This is a genomic window from Paraburkholderia sp. BR10872 (assembly GCF_040965835.1).
Lineage (GTDB): Bacteria > Pseudomonadota > Gammaproteobacteria > Burkholderiales > Burkholderiaceae > Paraburkholderia > Paraburkholderia nodosa_A.
This window is the reverse complement of sequence record NZ_JBFRCN010000067.1, coordinates 1-16,388: the sequence shown is the minus strand read 5'-3', so window position 1 is coordinate 16,388 and position 16,388 is coordinate 1. Positions and strand designations below refer to the sequence as shown.

10 protein-coding genes are annotated in these 16,388 nt (G+C 60.5%); 6 read left to right on the top strand and 4 right to left on the bottom strand.

Annotated features, from left to right (window positions below; genetic code table 11):
- Positions 1–271 precede the first annotated feature (271 nt).
- Together AB4Y43_RS35135 and AB4Y43_RS35130 are read left to right on the top strand one after the other, a co-directional pair.
- The gene (locus AB4Y43_RS35135; protein ID WP_368729882.1) at positions 272–6,316 is read left to right on the top strand and encodes a HAMP domain-containing protein; all 6,045 of its coding nucleotides are present in this window, start codon (positions 272–274) and stop codon (positions 6,314–6,316) included.
- Positions 6,317–6,324: 8 nt separating this feature from the next.
- Entirely contained in the window at positions 6,325–8,484 is a 2,160-nt protein-coding gene (locus AB4Y43_RS35130) for a response regulator (RefSeq protein ID WP_368729881.1), read from the top strand.
- Positions 8,485–8,568: 84 nt separating this feature from the next.
- On the opposite strand, the gene AB4Y43_RS35125 is transcribed toward AB4Y43_RS35130, so the two are convergent.
- Positions 8,569–9,480, bottom strand: a complete 912-nt coding sequence (locus AB4Y43_RS35125) for a hypothetical protein (protein ID WP_368729880.1) — start codon at positions 9,478–9,480, stop codon at positions 8,569–8,571.
- Positions 9,481–10,016: 536 nt separating this feature from the next.
- On the opposite strand from AB4Y43_RS35125, the gene AB4Y43_RS35120 reads away from it, so the two are divergent.
- Positions 10,017–10,364 (top strand): hypothetical protein, encoded by a 348-nt coding sequence (locus AB4Y43_RS35120; RefSeq protein ID WP_069262062.1) that lies wholly within the window; start codon positions 10,017–10,019, stop codon positions 10,362–10,364.
- A gap of 118 nt (positions 10,365–10,482) precedes the next feature.
- Here AB4Y43_RS35120 and AB4Y43_RS35115 read toward each other — a convergent pair whose 3' ends face one another.
- The 3 genes from AB4Y43_RS35115 to AB4Y43_RS35105 all read right to left on the bottom strand — a co-directional run bounded on the left by AB4Y43_RS35115 (position 10,483) and on the right by AB4Y43_RS35105 (position 13,121).
- Positions 10,483–11,751, bottom strand: a complete 1,269-nt coding sequence (locus AB4Y43_RS35115; RefSeq protein ID WP_368684380.1) for an RNA polymerase sigma factor — start codon at positions 11,749–11,751, stop codon at positions 10,483–10,485.
- Positions 11,748–12,119 carry a YciI family protein gene (locus AB4Y43_RS35110; RefSeq protein ID WP_069262408.1) on the bottom strand — a complete coding sequence of 124 codons (372 nt, stop codon included), beginning with the start codon at positions 12,117–12,119 and terminating at the stop codon, positions 11,748–11,750. Before AB4Y43_RS35110 ends, AB4Y43_RS35115 begins: the two co-directional genes overlap by 4 nt.
- A gap of 318 nt (positions 12,120–12,437) precedes the next feature.
- A complete protein-coding gene (locus tag AB4Y43_RS35105) occupies positions 12,438–13,121 on the bottom strand; it encodes a hypothetical protein (RefSeq protein ID WP_368729879.1) in 684 nt (227 codons plus the stop codon).
- Between the two features lie 668 nt (positions 13,122–13,789).
- Between AB4Y43_RS35105 and AB4Y43_RS35100 the strand changes: the two genes are divergently transcribed.
- The 3 genes from AB4Y43_RS35100 (at position 13,790) to AB4Y43_RS35090 (ending at position 16,173) form a co-directional block, all read left to right on the top strand.
- The gene (locus AB4Y43_RS35100; RefSeq protein WP_069262059.1) at positions 13,790–14,050 is read left to right on the top strand and encodes a type II toxin-antitoxin system Phd/YefM family antitoxin; all 261 of its coding nucleotides are present in this window, start codon (positions 13,790–13,792) and stop codon (positions 14,048–14,050) included.
- A gap of 16 nt (positions 14,051–14,066) precedes the next feature.
- Positions 14,067–14,312: a Txe/YoeB family addiction module toxin gene (locus tag AB4Y43_RS35095; protein WP_368729894.1), complete on the top strand. Its 246-nt coding sequence runs from the start codon at positions 14,067–14,069 to the stop codon at positions 14,310–14,312.
- A gap of 889 nt (positions 14,313–15,201) precedes the next feature.
- Entirely contained in the window at positions 15,202–16,173 is a 972-nt protein-coding gene (locus AB4Y43_RS35090; RefSeq protein WP_368729878.1) for an alpha/beta hydrolase family protein, read from the top strand.
- Positions 16,174–16,388 lie beyond the last annotated feature (215 nt).

The window sequence follows — 16,388 nt, the reverse complement described above, 5'->3', positions numbered from 1 at the left end:
CCGGTGCCATTTTTTTTGCAAAGGCGGTGTTCGCTGGTCAATACCCTGACCGGCGCCGCGCCGACCGCCATTTACGGTGTTTGCTAAATGAAAGATACGGGCGCGTTTCTTGCTCCCCATCCACCGCGCTTCATGCAGCATCAATACCGGTTCTCCGACTTTTGCCAGGCTGACTACCGCCTCAGCACGTCGGCGCATTGCATCGACTAGAACAAAACAGATGACTCGGCTGCATCGGGTTCCGCTCGGCTTTCCCGGCCACGAGGTGAAAATGGACGCTCCTACGGTTATGACGACGGTGGCGGAGGAAAACAACCTTGGGCGAATCGCTCGTACGTTGGGCGCTTTCCGGCGCGGCGACGCCGCAGCGCGATTGCCGGACGACTGGGAGGGCCTGTACGGTGAAGTTGCGGCCGAATACAACCTGCTTGCCGCGCAATGCGGCAGGATGTCTGTCCAGCTGCGGGATGTGGCGAGCGATCTGACTGTGCGCACGCCCGGCGATATCGGAAGGCGCCTGTCCGCCGAAGCACTCGAAGGCTTCTGGCTCGATCACGCCGCCAATATCAATGCAATCATCCTGCGAGGCGAACCTGACACGGACCGTGCGAAAACGGTGCTTCTCGCGCTGAGTGCGCTTAAGGACGGCGAAACGGCGGAACTGCCGCCCGATTGGTCGGGTCTGCACGGCAGGCTGGCCCAGGTGTTCAATGAACTCGTCGACCAGAACGTACGCATGTCGGAAGAGCTCGCGCGTCTGAGCCGGGTCGTCGGAAAAGAAGGGCGTCTCAACGAACGTGCCGCGTTGCCGGCTGCCCGCGGGTTCTGGCGCGACTCGGTGGATGCCATTAACTCGCTGATCGGCGATCTGGTACACCCCACGAGTGAGGTCGCTCGCGTAATCGGCGCGGTGGCCCAGGGCGACCTCTCCAAAAACATGGCGTTCGAAGCCGATGGCCGCGCATTGCAGGGCGAATTTCTCCGCACGGCACGCACGATCAACACCATGGTTGATCAGCTGGGCACCTTCGCGGCCGAAGTCACACGTGTGGCGCGCGAAGTGGGCACCGAAGGCAAGCTCGGTGGCCAGGCCGACGTCCAGGGTGTTGCAGGAACCTGGAAGGACTTGACCGACTCCGTCAACTCCATGGCCGGCAACCTGACCAGCCAGGTGCGCAATATCGCGGAAGTGACCATGGCTGTCGCCGCCGGCGATCTTTCGAAGAAAATCACGGTCGACGTGAAAGGCGAAATTCTCGAACTGAAGAACGCCATCAACACGATGGTGGACCAGCTTCGCTCATTCGCTTCGGAAGTGACACGGGTCGCCCGCGAAGTCGGCACGGAAGGCCGGCTCGGTGGACAGGCGGATGTCCAGGGGGTTGCCGGCACATGGAAGGATCTCACCGACAATGTCAACTTCATGGCAGGCAACCTGACGAGTCAGGTTCGCAATATCGCGGAGGTCACGAAGGCCGTCGCTGCCGGCGATCTTTCCAAGAAGATTACGGTTGATGTGAAAGGGGAGATTCTCGAGCTGAAGAACACCATCAACACGATGGTGGATCAGTTGCGGTCGTTTGCCTCGGAGGTGACCCGTGTGGCCCGCGAAGTGGGCACGGAAGGCAAGCTCGGTGGCCAGGCCGACGTGCAGGGCGTGGCCGGCACGTGGAAGGATCTGACCGACTCGGTCAATTCGATGGGTAGCAACCTCACCGCGCAGGTGCGCAACATTGCCGGGGTGACCACCGCCGTCGCCGCGGGCGATCTGTCGAAAAAGATCACCGTCGACGTAAAGGGCGAAATCCTGGAACTGAAAAACACCATCAATACGATGGTGGATCAGTTGCGTTCGTTTGCTTCGGAGGTGACGCGAGTTGCCCGCGAAGTCGGCACGGAAGGCAAGCTCGGCGGCCAGGCGGACGTGCAGGGCGTGGCCGGCACGTGGAAGGATTTGACCGACTCGGTCAATTCAATGGGCAGCAATCTCACCGCGCAGGTGCGCAATATCGCCGAAGTGACCACAGCCGTTGCGGCCGGGGATCTTTCAAAGAAGATTACCGTGGACGTGAAAGGCGAGATCCTGGAACTCAAGAACACCATCAATACCATGGTGGACCAGCTCGGCTCTTTCGCATCCGAAGTCACCCGGGTGGCGCGCGAGGTGGGCACCGATGGCAAACTCGGCGGCCAGGCGAATGTGCAGGGCGTAGCGGGCACATGGAAGGACCTGACCGACTCGGTCAATTCGATGGGCAGCAACCTGACCGCACAGGTTCGCAACATCGCGGACGTCACGACGGCAGTCGCGGCGGGTGACTTGTCAAAGAAGATCACCGTTGACGTAAAAGGCGAGATTCTGGAACTGAAGGACACCATCAATACGATGGTGGACCAGCTCCGCTCGTTTGCCTCGGAGGTTACGCGCGTGGCCCGCGAGGTGGGCACGGAAGGCAAGCTCGGCGGGCAGGCCGACGTGCAGGGCGTTGCCGGCACCTGGAAGGATCTGACCGACAACGTCAATTTCATGGCGGGGAATCTCACGAGCCAGGTGCGCAACATTGCGGACGTGACCAAGGCTGTGGCTGCCGGTGACTTGTCAAAGAAAATCACGGTGGACGTGAAGGGCGAAATCCTCGAACTGAAAAACACCATCAACACCATGGTCGACCAGCTCGGCTCATTCGCCTCTGAAGTCACGCGGGTGGCGCGCGAAGTCGGCACGCTCGGCAAGCTCGGCGGCCAGGCCGATGTGCGGGGCGTGGCAGGAACGTGGAAAGACCTGACCGACAACGTGAACTTCATGGCGGGCAACCTCACGAGCCAGGTACGCAATATCGCGGATGTGACCAAGGCAGTGGCAGCCGGCGATCTCTCGAAGAAAATCACGGTCGATGTGAAAGGCGAGATCCTCGAGCTCAAAAATACCATCAATACGATGGTCGACCAGTTGCGTTCGTTTGCCTCCGAGGTGACCCGTGTAGCCCGGGAGGTCGGCACTGAAGGCAAGCTCGGTGGTCAGGCCGATGTGCAAGGGGTGGCCGGGACCTGGAAGGATCTGACCGACAACGTGAACTTCATGGCCGGCAATCTGACGAGCCAGGTGCGCGGCATTGCCAGGGTCGTGACGGCTGTCGCGGACGGCGATCTCGATCGCAAGCTGACCGTCGAAGCAAAAGGCGAGATCGCAGCGCTCGCCGATACCATCAACAGCATGACCGACACGCTGGCAACCTTCGCGGACCAGGTGACCACGGTGGCTCGCGAGGTGGGCGTCGAGGGCAAGCTGGGTGGGCAGGCCAAGGTGCCAGGCGCCTCGGGAACGTGGAAGGGGCTTACAGAAAACGTGAACCAGCTCGCCGCAAACCTGACCACCCAGGTGCGCGCGATTGCCGAAGTCGCGACCGCGGTGACCCAGGGCGATCTGACTCGCTCCATCACCGTTGAGGCCCAGGGTGAGGTTGCAGCGCTCAAAGACACGATCAACGAAATGATCCGTAACCTGAAGGACACTACCCAGGTCAATACGGAGCAGGACTGGCTGAAAACCAATCTCGCCAAATTCAGCCGGATGTTGCAGGGCCAGAAAGATCTCGTTGCGGTCGGCGAGCTGATTCTTTCCGAACTTGCCCCGGTAGTTGGCGTGCAACGCGCCGAATTTTATGTGCTGGATACCGCTTCCAGCCCGGCATCCCTTCGTCTTACCGCGAGCTACGCTTCGGGCGGGCACGCTACGCACGGCAAGCAGATTCATCTCGGTGAGGGATTGATCGGCCAGTGCGCAGTCGAAAGACGCAAGATTCTGCTTGAGTCGCCCGCAACCGAGCCCTTCCGTATTATGTCCGGACTCCTTGACGCAACGCCTCACAACGTGCTCGTTCTGCCCGTCGTGTTCGAGGCGAAGGTCAAGGGTGTCATCGAACTCGCATCGGTTGAGCGGCTCAATCCCACGCACCAGGCGTTTCTCGATCAGTTGACGGAGAGTATCGGCATCGTGATCAACACGATCGAGGCAAATTCCCGCACCGAGGACCTGTTGAAACAGTCCCAGACGCTAGCCAACGAGTTGCAGAGCCGGCAGGAGGAACTCGAGCAGACCAACCAGCAGTTGCAGGAGAAAGCGCACCTCCTTGCGCACCAGAACGAAGAGGTCGAACGCAAGAACGCCGAAGTCGAGCAGGCGCGACAGGCGCTCGAAGAAAAGGCAACACAACTGGCGTTGACCTCGAAGTACAAGTCCGAGTTTCTCGCCAATATGTCTCACGAACTGCGCACACCGCTGAACAGTTTGCTGATTCTCTCAGACAACCTGTGCAAGAACGCGGACGGCAACCTCTCGCCGAAACAGGTCGATTTCGCGAAAGCGATTCATTCGTCGGGTAACGATCTGTTGATGCTCATTAACGACATCCTCGATCTTTCGAAGATCGAGTCGGGCACGGTAGTCGTGGACATCACCGAGCATCGAATTGAGGATCTCACCGTATACGTTGAACGCACGTTCCGTCATGTGGCCGAAGCCCGCAAGGTCGACTTCATGATTCACACGGAAGCACAACTTCCCGCGTCCCTCCATACCGATCCGAAGCGCCTTCAGCAGATCCTCAAGAACCTGCTTTCCAACGCGTTCAAGTTCACCCACGAAGGGCATGTCACGTTATCGATCGAAGAGGCCTTCGACGGCTGGACAGCGGATAACGAGAGCCTGAATCGTGCGCACCAGGTCATTGCGTTTTCCGTGTCCGACACCGGCATTGGTATCTCGGCGGAGAAACAGCAAATTATCTTTGAGGCATTCCAGCAGGCCGACGGCAGCACGAGCCGCAAGTACGGGGGTACCGGCCTTGGTCTTGCAATCAGTCGCGAACTGTCCAAGCTGCTGGGAGGGGAAATCAGGCTCATCAGTTCGCCAAACAAGGGCAGCACTTTCACCCTGTATCTCCCGTACGGGAATGAACCCGGCAAGGCGCTGCGCAGGACGGCCACCCATGACGAGCCACGCGGTTCGGTAGCCGTATTGAATTCTCGAGCACGGTTGGAGTCGGTCACTGGCCCCGCGGTGCGTGAACCTGTAACCGCCGTGGTGGAAGAAGTCGCAAGCTTCGCTGACGAAGCGCAGGACGATCGAAGCAACATCGCGCGGGGCGATCGTGTGCTGCTGATTGTCGAGAACGATCGCCCGTTTGCGGGCTTTCTGCTTGACGCGGCGCGTGAAAAGGGCTTCAAAGGGCTCGTGACGTCATTGGGTTCCGTGGCGTTGACGCTTGCGGACCAGTTCAAGCCAGCTGCCGTTACCTTGGACCTGTTGCTGCCCGATATGGAAGGGTGGCGCGTTTTGTCCCGCTTGAAGCACGATCTGACGACGCGTCATGTACCGGTTTGCGTGGTCTCCACGGACGAGTCACGCGAGCGCGCGTTCAGTTCGGGCGCTTTCGGCTTTCTGCCCAAGCCGATCCAGTCGCGCGAGCAATTGGACGAAGCGTTGGGCCGGCTGATGAAATACGTGGAAACCGATGCTCGCCGGGTACTGGTTACGCTAGCGCCAACGCCGCAGCGCGAAACGCTTATTCAGCGTCTGGCAGGCGAGCGCATCGCGTTGCAGTTGGCCGTGCCCGGTCACGAAACGTTTAGGTGCCTCGCTTCACAGTCGGTGGACGCGCTGGTCATGGACGTCGACGGATTGAGTAGCATGTCGCCCGACGAACTGCACGAGGCGCTGCCCGGGCGTACAGCTTTTTCGCCGCTGCCGGTGGTCCTGATCGGGGAACGGGGAGCGTTACCGGCGCGTTGGCTGGGCGCGGCCGAGCGGTACGTTGTCATGCCGGTCTCTACACCGGCGCATCTGCTCGATACGACAGTCGCCGCGATGCATGTCGGCTCCGGTCGACTCGGCAAGCAGGCGCAGGCGGAACTGGAGAGCTTGCGGGAGTCGGAAATCGCGCTAACAGGCAAGAAGGTGCTGATCGTCGACGATGACATGCGCAACATCTTCGCTCTCGCGACCGTTGTCGAAGACTACGGCATGCGTCACGTCTGGGCCGACAATGGACGCGACGCGATCCGTCTGGTCGCAACTGACCCTGCAATCGACGCCGTGCTGATGGATATCATGATGCCCGAGATGGATGGCCTCATGACGATTCGCGAGATCCGCAAGCTGTCTGCCGGTCGAACCTTGCCGATCGTTGCCGTAACCGCCAAGGCAATGAAAGGCGACCGCGAACGGTGCATCGCCGCAGGCGCGTGGGACTACCTCTCAAAGCCCGTGGACCGCGCCGATCTGCTTGCCGTCCTGAACGCGTGGCTTCATGCGTAGGAACTACCATGGAAACGTATTCGCGGGAAGAGGGCGATCAGGTCAACATTCTTGTCGTCGACGATGTGCCTGAACAGCACCTCGTTCTTCGCAGCGTTCTCGAAGAACTCCGCGAGAACATCGTGGAGGTTTCATCCGGGCGGGCCGCACTTGCGGCCGTGCTCGAACAGGAATTCGCAGTCATCCTGCTGGATGTGAACATGCCAGGCATGGACGGACTGGAGACGGCGTCGATGATGCGCGCGTACCGGCGAACCAGGCAAACGCCCATTATCTTTGTCACCGCTTATGTGGATGAAAAGGAAATGTCGCGCGGCTATTCACTGGGCGCTGTCGACTATATATCCTCGCCTGTCGTTCCGGAAATACTGCGGGCGAAGGTCCGCGTTTTTGTCGACATGTACCGGATGCGCAACCAGCTACTCGCGCGCGCGGCCGAGCGCGAAGAACTTGCAAAAGTCGAGGCGCAGCGCGCGGCTGCCGAACAGGCGCGATACCGAGCCGACTTTCTCGCCCGCGCGAGTCAGGCGCTGACCCGCTCGCTGGAGGTCGACGATACCGTTGCGAGGATCGTTGAACTGCCCGTGCCCGCGCTCGCCGACCTCGCGGTTCTGGTGTTCACCGCGGGGGAAGGCGTAGCGCCGAAAACCGTTGCGTACATTTCGAACGCTGCGTACGCAGGCGCTCAAACCGAGGCGGCTGGCGTCCTGCTGCCGCGGACTTTGCCTTTGCAGGCACTCGACGATCTGGTCAAAGAGTGCCTCTCGAAGGGCCTCCCGGCAACGCGCCAGATCGACGGGAGCCCGGTGCTGGCGTCCAGCCACGACGACGGCAGCGTTACCGGGATGCCCCTCGAACTGGACGCAATGACGGCCTGGCCGTTACTGGTCGACGCCGCCCAACCCTGCGTCATCGTGCTGGGCGTGCGCCACTCGATCGAACGCATCGACGAAGGGCCCGTGACGCGCGAGTTTGTGAGCCGTGCGGCAATCGCGCTCGAAAACGCCTTGCTTTTCTCGGCGATCCGCGATGGCGACCGGCGCAAAAATGAATTTCTGGCGATGCTTGCGCACGAACTGCGCAATCCGCTTGCGCCTATCGTCAATGCCGTGGCGGTGATGCGAAGTGCCAAGTCGACGGATCCCCACGTGCTGCGATGGGGCAGCGACATTATCGGAACGCAGGCGGAGCATCTCGTGCGCATTGTGGACGACCTCCTCGACGTCTCGCGAATTGCGCGCGGCGTGGTCACCCTTCGTACGGAATTCGTGCTCCTGTCGAGCGTCATCGACCGGGCAATCGAGGCGAGCGGACCGCACTACAGCAGGCGTTCGCAAACCCTGATACGCGAAACTCCGGATGTCGACGTCGTGATCGAGGGTGACATCGTCAGGCTCTCGCAGATCGTGACAAACCTGCTCAACAACGCGTCCAAATTTACGTCGCCCGGGGAGCGCGTGTACATCTCGACAAAATATGACGGCGCGACAGCCTCGATTGTCGTCTCCGACGAAGGCGTTGGTATCGATCCCGCGTTTTTGCCACACGTTTTTGAACTCTTTGCACAGGGGCAGACTTCGCTGGACCGCAGCCAGGGAGGCCTCGGCATCGGCCTGACGCTCGTGCGCCATCTCACGGAAATGCATGGAGGCACGGTTCAGTGCGAGAGTGAGGGCCAGGGAAAAGGAAGCCGGTTTACCGTCCGCTTGCCGGCGCGCGCGGTTCAGCAGTTGACCAAAACACAGACGAATGTGGTTCCGATACGGCGCACTCAAGGCGCGCGCGTCCTGATCGTCGACGATATGACCGCGACAGCAGAAAGCCTTGAAGCATTTCTGCGCATACATGGGCATCAGGTTCAGCGTGCCTCTGATGGCCCCACAGCGCTCTTGCAAGCACGTGCATTTCTGCCGGAAGTCATTCTGCTAGATATCGGACTGCCTGGTATGTCAGGCTTCGAAGTCGCGCAGCATCTTCGTGCCGACGAAGCGTTGCCGCGCAGCCTGATTATTGCCATAAGCGGCTACAGCCAGGAGGACCATCGAAACCGCGCTTCCGATGCCGGTATCGATCATTACCTGGTCAAGCCGGCCGATCTCAACGTTCTGATCGGCATCATCGAAGACTACGGACAGTCGAAGACGCCTGGTAACGGCGCTTTCGCCTAAGCAATTGCAGGCAGCTGCTGAGTGATCCACGTGCCAGCCATGCAGGCAGAACGTCGCGGTGCAGCAGCAGCGCGTGGCAAGCCCCTACGGTCGCGCCTGTTGGCGCCGGTATTCTTCCTGTTTCATCTCCATGTACTGCTGCCGGTCAATTTCGTGCAGTTGCCGTGGATATTGCTCGCTGGCACTGAACCAGTTGCTCAGGCGCTGCTGCACGCGATTGTCCGGTAGGCTCGTCGGTTCGCCGAGATAGGCATCGATGGCCAGGTAGTAACGCATGGTATTGCGTTCCACCAGACCGCGCACCCCGTCGACGAATTTCGGCTCTGCCGCGGACGGTTCCGCGAGGTTGGTGAAGCCGACCTTGCCATGACCGAAAGTCGCGAGATAGCCCTTCATGGCGAGACGCCCGATTGCCCCGTAACTATACGCATAGGTCAGGTGCAGGAACGTGCGGCCACTCCCGAGCGACACCGCTTCCAGAACGATCTGATAATCGCGGGTGTTCAGCGGCCCGCTATCGGAGTGCAGTTTTAGCCGGAAGTATCCCGGGCTGGTGGTTGCCGGTTCGTAATCGAATTGCAGGCGGTAGGTGGACGCGAGTTCTTCAGCGACCTCCTCCTGACTGACGTATACGGTCAGCGTGTCGCCGCTGCTGTTGGCAGAGGCGTGGCAGTACTTGATATTGGGATGCAGGATCAACACATCGCACCAGTTTTTCGGGCTCTGCGTCGGGTCATTAAATACATCACTGACAGTCCCGAATGGGTAGTCCAGCACAGCGTAGATTTCGCCCGTGACGGTTGAGGGGGACTCGCGGGAATCGAGATACAGCCTGCGATGAAACGCGGCATGATCGAGTTGTGGTTTCAGGCTCTCGTAGGTGGCGCGCAAGCTGGTGGCATTGTCAGCTGGCTGAGCAGACAGCCCCGCGCACGGCAAATAGCTTGCCGCAAGAATGGTCAGCGTGCGCACTATCGTTCGCACCAGCGCCGTCATGCGGTCTCTGCGAGACCGATGATTTTCGGATTCGATAAAATCGGACATAAGGGTCCTGGATCGAGATGGCCCACCATCCACGAATGTATGCTTGTTCGTCTGGTTCCGCGCAAGGGACATGCCTCGCGCGCGGTTGATAAAGGCTCGGATGTGGCCGGTCCGATGCGCCGCGCGATCGAGAACTATCTTGCGGCGAACGATCTCGCCATCGAGCCGGCACATCCGGGTGACGGATCGTAGACGAAGTTGTGGTGCGCCGGCGCCATATGCGGCCAGTGCGGCTCGACATACGACAGGTGCATCGCCCTGGCGCTCGATGAAACGGACGGCGAAGCCGTCGCCGCGCTCAACCTGTCCCGGTGAATGCGTTTTGCATAAACGTAGACCGGGTTCGTCGTATGGATCTACAGACTCGTGCGTAGATGCCGATAAAGAAGGGTTGGGCGAGAGATGGCAACGGAGTTCGGAGATTGGTCAGTGGTACTTTTTGTATCGACCCACCGTGGAAAGAGGAAGAAAACAAGGAGAAGACGAGAATGGATCGGGCGACTTTATCGCGGCTGCGTCAAACGATTGACGACCTGGAACGTTTATCAGCGACGCTTCCCCATAAGAGTGAGGGAGTCATATTCCTCGCTCGGATCATTCATCAGTTGCAGATCCTTCAGGACACGGTCATTGCGGGAGATGCCCGCGAAACTGTATTTGTGTGCTCGGAGCAGATTGCGTCGATCGCGCGCTCGCGTGAGACGTTCGTGCGTGTTGCTGGCCTCGTGCTGTATGCCCAGGCCGTTGAGATTCTGACGGCGCTACAGAAGGAGGCGCACGTTTTCGCCGCCATTCAGCCGCAACATCACGGACCTGGCAAGATGATTCACGGGTAATCGACGCGCTTCCAACGGACAACGAGACGCAGCAGCTCGGCCATAGCGGACGGTCGGTGACCCCCGGCCGTGGGGCGGCTGCACGTTCCATTGCGGACATTCGCATCGCCACGCGTCCCTAGCTGCTCGCCGATGCAAGTTCCAGTTTCTTGCGCTGCAGGAACCGCCGCACGGCCGGATCGCGCTCGAGGCCGATGGCGAGATCGTACGCGTCAAGCGCTTCGGTCGTAGCGCCGGCACGCGCGAGCAGATTGGCACGTGCGGCCCAGTATGGCTGGTAGTCAGTCAGCCGCGGATCGTCCGCATACGGCGCGAGCGCGTCGAGCGCCGCCTGTGGGCCGTCGCGTTCCGCCAGTGCCAGTGCGCGGTTCACCGCGATGACGGGCGAAGCTGCAATGGCGAGCAGCCCATCGTAAAGTTGCACGATCTCGTCCCAGTTCGGGCAATGCGATCGGCAGCGATGCACATGCGCCGACTGCAGCGCGGCCTCGAGTTGAAAGCGACCGATTGAATTTAACGCGTTCGCGCGCCGCAGCAGTACGTTGGCTGCGTCGATCATCGGTGCGTTCCATGTTGCCGGGTCCTGAGCCGATAGTGGCACGTAATCGCCGGCCGCATCGCGTCGGGCATCTCGCCGCGCCTGCGCAAACAGCATCAGCGCAAGCAGACCCAGCGTCTCCGGTTCCTCGGGCAGCAGTTCGACGAGCAATTGTGCAAGATACAGCGCCTCGTCGGCTAGATCGCGCCGTTCGGTATCACCGCCGACCGGGTCTGTCCAACCTTCCGCATACGCTGCATAGACAGCTTCAAGCACTGAGTCGAGCCGGCCGGGCAGTTCCTCACGCTCGGGCACGCTGAACGGAATGCCCGCTTCGCGGATCTTGGTCTTCGCGCGCACGAGGCGCTTGCTCATGGCGGCGGGAGACATCAGAAACGCGGATGCAATCGTCTTCGCATCCAGGCCCAGCACGACCTGCAGCATCAGCGGCGTGCGAATTGCGGCCTCGAGTGCAGGGTGAGTGCACGCGAAGAGCAGCGCGAGCCGCCGGTCGGGCAACGCGCCGGGCTCACACTCGTCGATCTCTTCCGCGAGGATCGCGAGCTGGTTCACCACTGCGTCGCCGACATGGCGATGGCGTGCGCCATCTATCGCCCGGCGGCGCGCAACGGTCATCAGCCAGGCTTCGGGGCTCGCGGGGCAGCCGTGCTCCGGCCAGTCCGTGAGCGCCGCCGCAAACGCGTCGGCGAGTGCGTCCTCGGCCGCGGCGACGTCGCGCGTGCGCATCGCCAACAGCGCGACGAGCTTGCCATAACTGCGGCGCGCGACGGCCTCGGCAATGGGATGTGCGGCGGCGTCAGCGTGACGGCCGCCGCCGGACTGGCTCATGCAGCAGATGGCGCGTCGTACGGAGCGGTCCAGACCGGGCGCACTTCCATGATGCCGTGCGCCGCGCCTGGACACCGCGACGCCCACGCCATTGCCGCGTCCAGGTTGGGTACGTCGATCAGGTAGTAGCCCGCGAGCTGCTCCTTCGAATCGGAGTACGGACCGTCGAGCACCTGCGGCTTGCCGTCGACCAGCCGCACGGTCGTGGCCGTATTCGTGTGCTGCAGCCGGTTGGCACCCACCAGCGCCCCCGCTTTCTGGAGCGATTCCGTGTATGCGTGATAGGCGGCGACGCCTTGCTGTCGCTCGCTGTCGGTCATCTGGTTCCAGCTGTTTTCTTCCGAATAGATCATCAACAGGTATTCCATTTGAGCCTCCGTCATGGGGTTGAGGCGGATGAATTCCATCGTCCCGTCATCATAATGACGCTCTCGCGTCATGCTGACGGACAAGGCGCATCAAAAAAATCGCGGAGGGCAGATGTCAAGCGGCAGCAGCAAGAGGTCGATGAGTCAATGCAACTAACGGCCCGTCAGCTTCGATTGCACGCAGCGCGGAGAACGCCAGGTGATCTCTCGATGCGTCATGCCGTGACCAGATCGAGCGATTGGCGGGAATGTCGCACGACGTGCCGCTGCGCGAAACGAAGCGCAGAGAGCGAATCTCTGCGCAGTTTATATGCAGTATCAACTGAGAATGGGTGGCAATTCCCGTCGTGGCGAGTTTGGCAGGACCTTCGGTTGCATCGGTTTCGTCTCGACGATGAGGCGATGATGCGGCACCGGATGAGCGGCGGCAGTTGCGAGCGAACGTCGCGAGCCGTCACTGTGCGGCGGTATCTTTGCCGCCAGGCGCGCGCCAGCGACCGGCTTGTGCCGGGTGTTGTCCTTACTGTTGCCGGTTGAAGCGCGATGCGGCGGCGCGTCCGTTGTCGTTCGCGCGACAGCACTCGGCGCATGCCAAACGTTTGCGTGACGGCCATAGCTGAACGCGTGATGCGATCCACCCTCCGGCGCGTGTGCGGCAGCAACCGGCTCGTGCCGAACGTTGCGGACAATCTGCCCGGTCACAACATGACCTGTATGGTTCCCGGAGTCTTTCGGCCAAAGCCCGAGCATCGCTGCCCCCGCCTTGAGTGCTCCGTCGTCATCCTGGTCTTTATGATCGCCCGACGGCGGCGCAGGGCGGGCTGCCGCGGCGCGCGGTCCGGCGCCCGCAGGCTGGCAAACACATGCGTTGCCCGCAGCCGCACCGACCGAGATCTGACCTGTTGCCTCGGTCCGTTTCGCGACGATGCCGTGACACACATCCGGCGGCATCGGTTGTTCGCGATACTCGACGGAGGCCGCGGCCGCCGTCGTCACACTCATTGCCGCAATTGCCATTACCACTGCCATTGTCGCGCGCACGACATGTCCCCTTGTTTGATTTTTGCCCCACCCGGGCGGCGATTATACCTATCTGGCATCAGAGACCGGCAAGCGCTTTTGAAGCAAAAAAAGGGCGCATTCCCTGTCGACTTGCCTGAACGGGAGTGAGTTGTTGGTGGGGGCTCGTACAGTTCGATCGTCATCTCGCCCGGGGAGAAGCGACACGGCGCCGTGCCAGCGTCCGGTTCCGCTGGCGGGCCCGGATCCCAAGCGCCCAGATTGCCGGCGCGCGCGGCAGTGCTGATGGGCGCCAACCATCGAAGGCCTTGCTTCCGCCCACCGTGCAACTAACGGTCCCCTCCACCGACACCCCCTAACCGCCGGTTCCCGGCGCATTACTTCAGCCGGCAGGGCAGGTGGCGCGCTCGGTCGCTTGCCTCTGGCTGTCATGGGCGTCTCGAGCGTCGATGGTCGACGTCCTTGCATTTTCCGAGGAAGGTGCAGCTGGCAGGTGTTGCCGCGTGATTTTGCGTCTCATGCGCTCCAATGTACTCGTCGGAGGAAGCTGGCGATGCGTGCAGCAGGATATGTACAAGTACTTGTACATGAATGAGGCGCGTGGTAGACTTGTACGATATTTGGTACAAATCTGCCTCGAAGGAGGGTGCATGCGCACGATTCCCTTTTCGGACGCCCGCGCGAATCTGAAGCGCGTCATTGACCAGGTAGTGGATGACGTAGACGTTACGCTCATTACCCGGCGGGACGCACCCAACGCGATCGTCATGTCTCAGGAGCATTACGACAGTTTGATGGAAACGGTCCACCTGCTGCGCTCCCCGGCCAACGTAGCCCATTTGGAGCGCTCAATCGCGCAGGCAAGGTCGGGCAAGGTCAAGTCCCGCAAGCTGGTCGAAGACAGCGAATGAGCGCGCCTTGAACATCATGTGGACCGCCGAGGCATGGGACGACTATGTCTACTGGCAGGGGCAGGATAGAAAGACGTTAACGCGGATCAATCAACTCATCAAGGATACGCAGCGCTCCCCGTTTGAGGGCATTGGCAAGCCCGAGCCATTGAAGGAAAACCTGACGGGTTTCTGGTCACGCCGGATCGATGAGACGAATCGTCTGGTGTACGAAATAGACCGCGCGCAGATCAACATCATTTCGTGTCGCTACCACTACTAATCGACGCCATCGTCCAGCTGCATTGCGAGGCTGCCCGAATTCTCCAGGCATGCCTGCCGGCCCATCCCGGACGCGAACCGGTAAGCGGTAGATCGGAGCGCATTTGACCTGCAAGCTGTCTTTTTGCTGATCTGGGGCACTTCTGCTGGGGAGCGTCGCTTCGCTTTGCGGTCGAAGCATTCGCGTCCAGGAAAGGGCAGCCGCCCATCAGTACGCGCATGAGCCTGCGTGCCGTTGACCAGGACCGGTCACCTGACGGCGCGATGCCTGCATGCAGGCATGCTGAAGGCGAGGCCGGTCAGTGCTTGAGGCGACATTCCCATGCATGACGAGCCCCAACCGGGATTCATCGGATCGACACCACATCGCCGGCTCCCGGCAATCACCTGCGTGGCGAAAGCGGCGATCCCTGCGCTTCAATTTACAGGCTGCCGGGCGCGCACATATGCCAGCAGCGCGAGACGGTTCCGGCGTTTTGGAAGAGCTGGGGGCGCGTTAATGCTCCTTCGGTTGACAGTCGATCTGTAGTGTCGAAAGTAGCGAGACTATATCGCTGGAGGTTTGCAGAATGCCTGCAAGGTCGTAGATCAACGAGCGCGCGGATTGGAGCTCCTCCGTTCGATGAAAAAGCGAATGGGTCAAATCGAGCCGACCGCTGCCCCACGACAGAGCACGATGACCGTCTTCGACGCGACTCATGCAAAACGCATAAAGCGACCCCACAACGGCCTTTCGATGCCCCCGGAAGGAGACATTGGAGATGAGCTAGAAGCGGGAATTCCCCCGCTTGGCGTGCTTAACTCGGGAGGGGCAAGCGTGCGTCCGCAACCATTCATGTAGTATTGAAGCTGAAATCGGAGCGTATCGCGTTGATAAATCAGGAAGAAAAATGATTCGTTTCAGCTTTCTCTTCGCTGCCTTATGTCTCGGGGCCTCAGTGGTGCACGCAGCCGGTTTTCGATTCATTGAGATTCCTGGCAGCGGATCGCTCCCGCCCCTCAAAGGAGCCGTTTGGTATCCGTGTAATCAACCGCCAGGCGACGAGAAAGTGGGCCCGTTCGTGCTGTCTGTTGCCAAGGACTGTCCAGTCACGGGCGAGAAACTACCGCTCGTTGTGATTTCGCACGGTACGGGCGGCACTTTTCTCGACCATAGTGATACGGCCGAAGCGTTAGCGGATGCGGGTTTCGTGGTCGCTGCGATAAGCCATCCTGGTGACAATGCGATGGACAAGACCCGCACGAAAGACTTCTCTGTATTCGTAGAGCGGCCAGCGGATATCAAGCGTTTGATCGACTTCATGCTTGGCCCATGGGCCGCCGCAGACAGAATCAACGCGAGCGAAATCGGCATCTTCGGTTTCTCGCGCGGTGGATACACTGGGCTGGTTGCCGTCGGCGCTACCCCTTACTTCGGAAAGAGTCTGCGTCTATGTGAGGGGGTGGATACGCCGCTCTGCGATCAGGTGCACAAAGGAGAAGTGCCTGAACTCGTTCATGATCCGCGTATCAAGGCGGCTGTGATTGCCGATCCAGTTAGCATATTCTTCACGAAAGACAGTTTTTCCAATGTGAAGATTCCCGTACAACTATGGAGATCCGAGCTTGGCGGGGGCGGTGTGACGCGCGAGAGCGTCGCGAGCATCGTCGGCGAAATGCCGACGATGCCGCAAGTTCACTTCGTGCCCCATTCGCAGCATTTTTCCTTCATGGCACCCTGTTCGGTTGAATTCATGCAGTCCGCACTGGAAATCTGTACCGACAGACCCGACTTCGACCGTATCTCTTTTCACAGAGAATTCAATGGAGACGTACTCGCGTTTTTTCGTAAGTACCTGACTGACACGAATAACCCTACGTAGAACGCGCTCTGTGCAATTCGCTGGCTGAACAGAAAGGCAGTGGTTGTCAACGATCCAGGTAGCAACGTCGAATGGCCGCTTGTGGCCCGCTGGAGTTGCCCCTGTAACTCAGGACACGCGGACACCGTTAGGTTGATGGCACCGCAGCGCGCCTGAACTCGCGCGGCGAGCGGTATTTCAGGGCTTTATGCGGGTGGCGCTCATTGTAGTGTTCA

Excerpts from the sequence above, each read along its gene's own strand:
- AB4Y43_RS35135 (WP_368729882.1), top strand. The coding sequence starts at position 272 with ATGGACGCTCCTACGGTTATGACGACGGTGGCGGAGGAAAACAACCTT.
- AB4Y43_RS35130 (WP_368729881.1), top strand. The coding sequence starts at position 6,325 with ATGGAAACGTATTCGCGGGAAGAGGGCGATCAGGTCAACATTCTTGTC.
- AB4Y43_RS35125 (WP_368729880.1), bottom strand. The coding sequence starts at position 9,480 with ATGACGGCGCTGGTGCGAACGATAGTGCGCACGCTGACCATTCTTGCG.
- AB4Y43_RS35120 (WP_069262062.1), top strand. The coding sequence starts at position 10,017 with ATGGATCGGGCGACTTTATCGCGGCTGCGTCAAACGATTGACGACCTG.
- AB4Y43_RS35115 (WP_368684380.1), bottom strand. The coding sequence starts at position 11,751 with ATGAGCCAGTCCGGCGGCGGCCGTCACGCTGACGCCGCCGCACATCCC.
- AB4Y43_RS35110 (WP_069262408.1), bottom strand. The coding sequence starts at position 12,119 with ATGGAATACCTGTTGATGATCTATTCGGAAGAAAACAGCTGGAACCAG.
- AB4Y43_RS35105 (WP_368729879.1), bottom strand. The coding sequence starts at position 13,121 with ATGAGTGTGACGACGGCGGCCGCGGCCTCCGTCGAGTATCGCGAACAA.
- AB4Y43_RS35100 (WP_069262059.1), top strand. The coding sequence starts at position 13,790 with ATGCGCACGATTCCCTTTTCGGACGCCCGCGCGAATCTGAAGCGCGTC.
- AB4Y43_RS35095 (WP_368729894.1), top strand. The coding sequence starts at position 14,067 with ATGTGGACCGCCGAGGCATGGGACGACTATGTCTACTGGCAGGGGCAG.
- AB4Y43_RS35090 (WP_368729878.1), top strand. The coding sequence starts at position 15,202 with ATGATTCGTTTCAGCTTTCTCTTCGCTGCCTTATGTCTCGGGGCCTCA.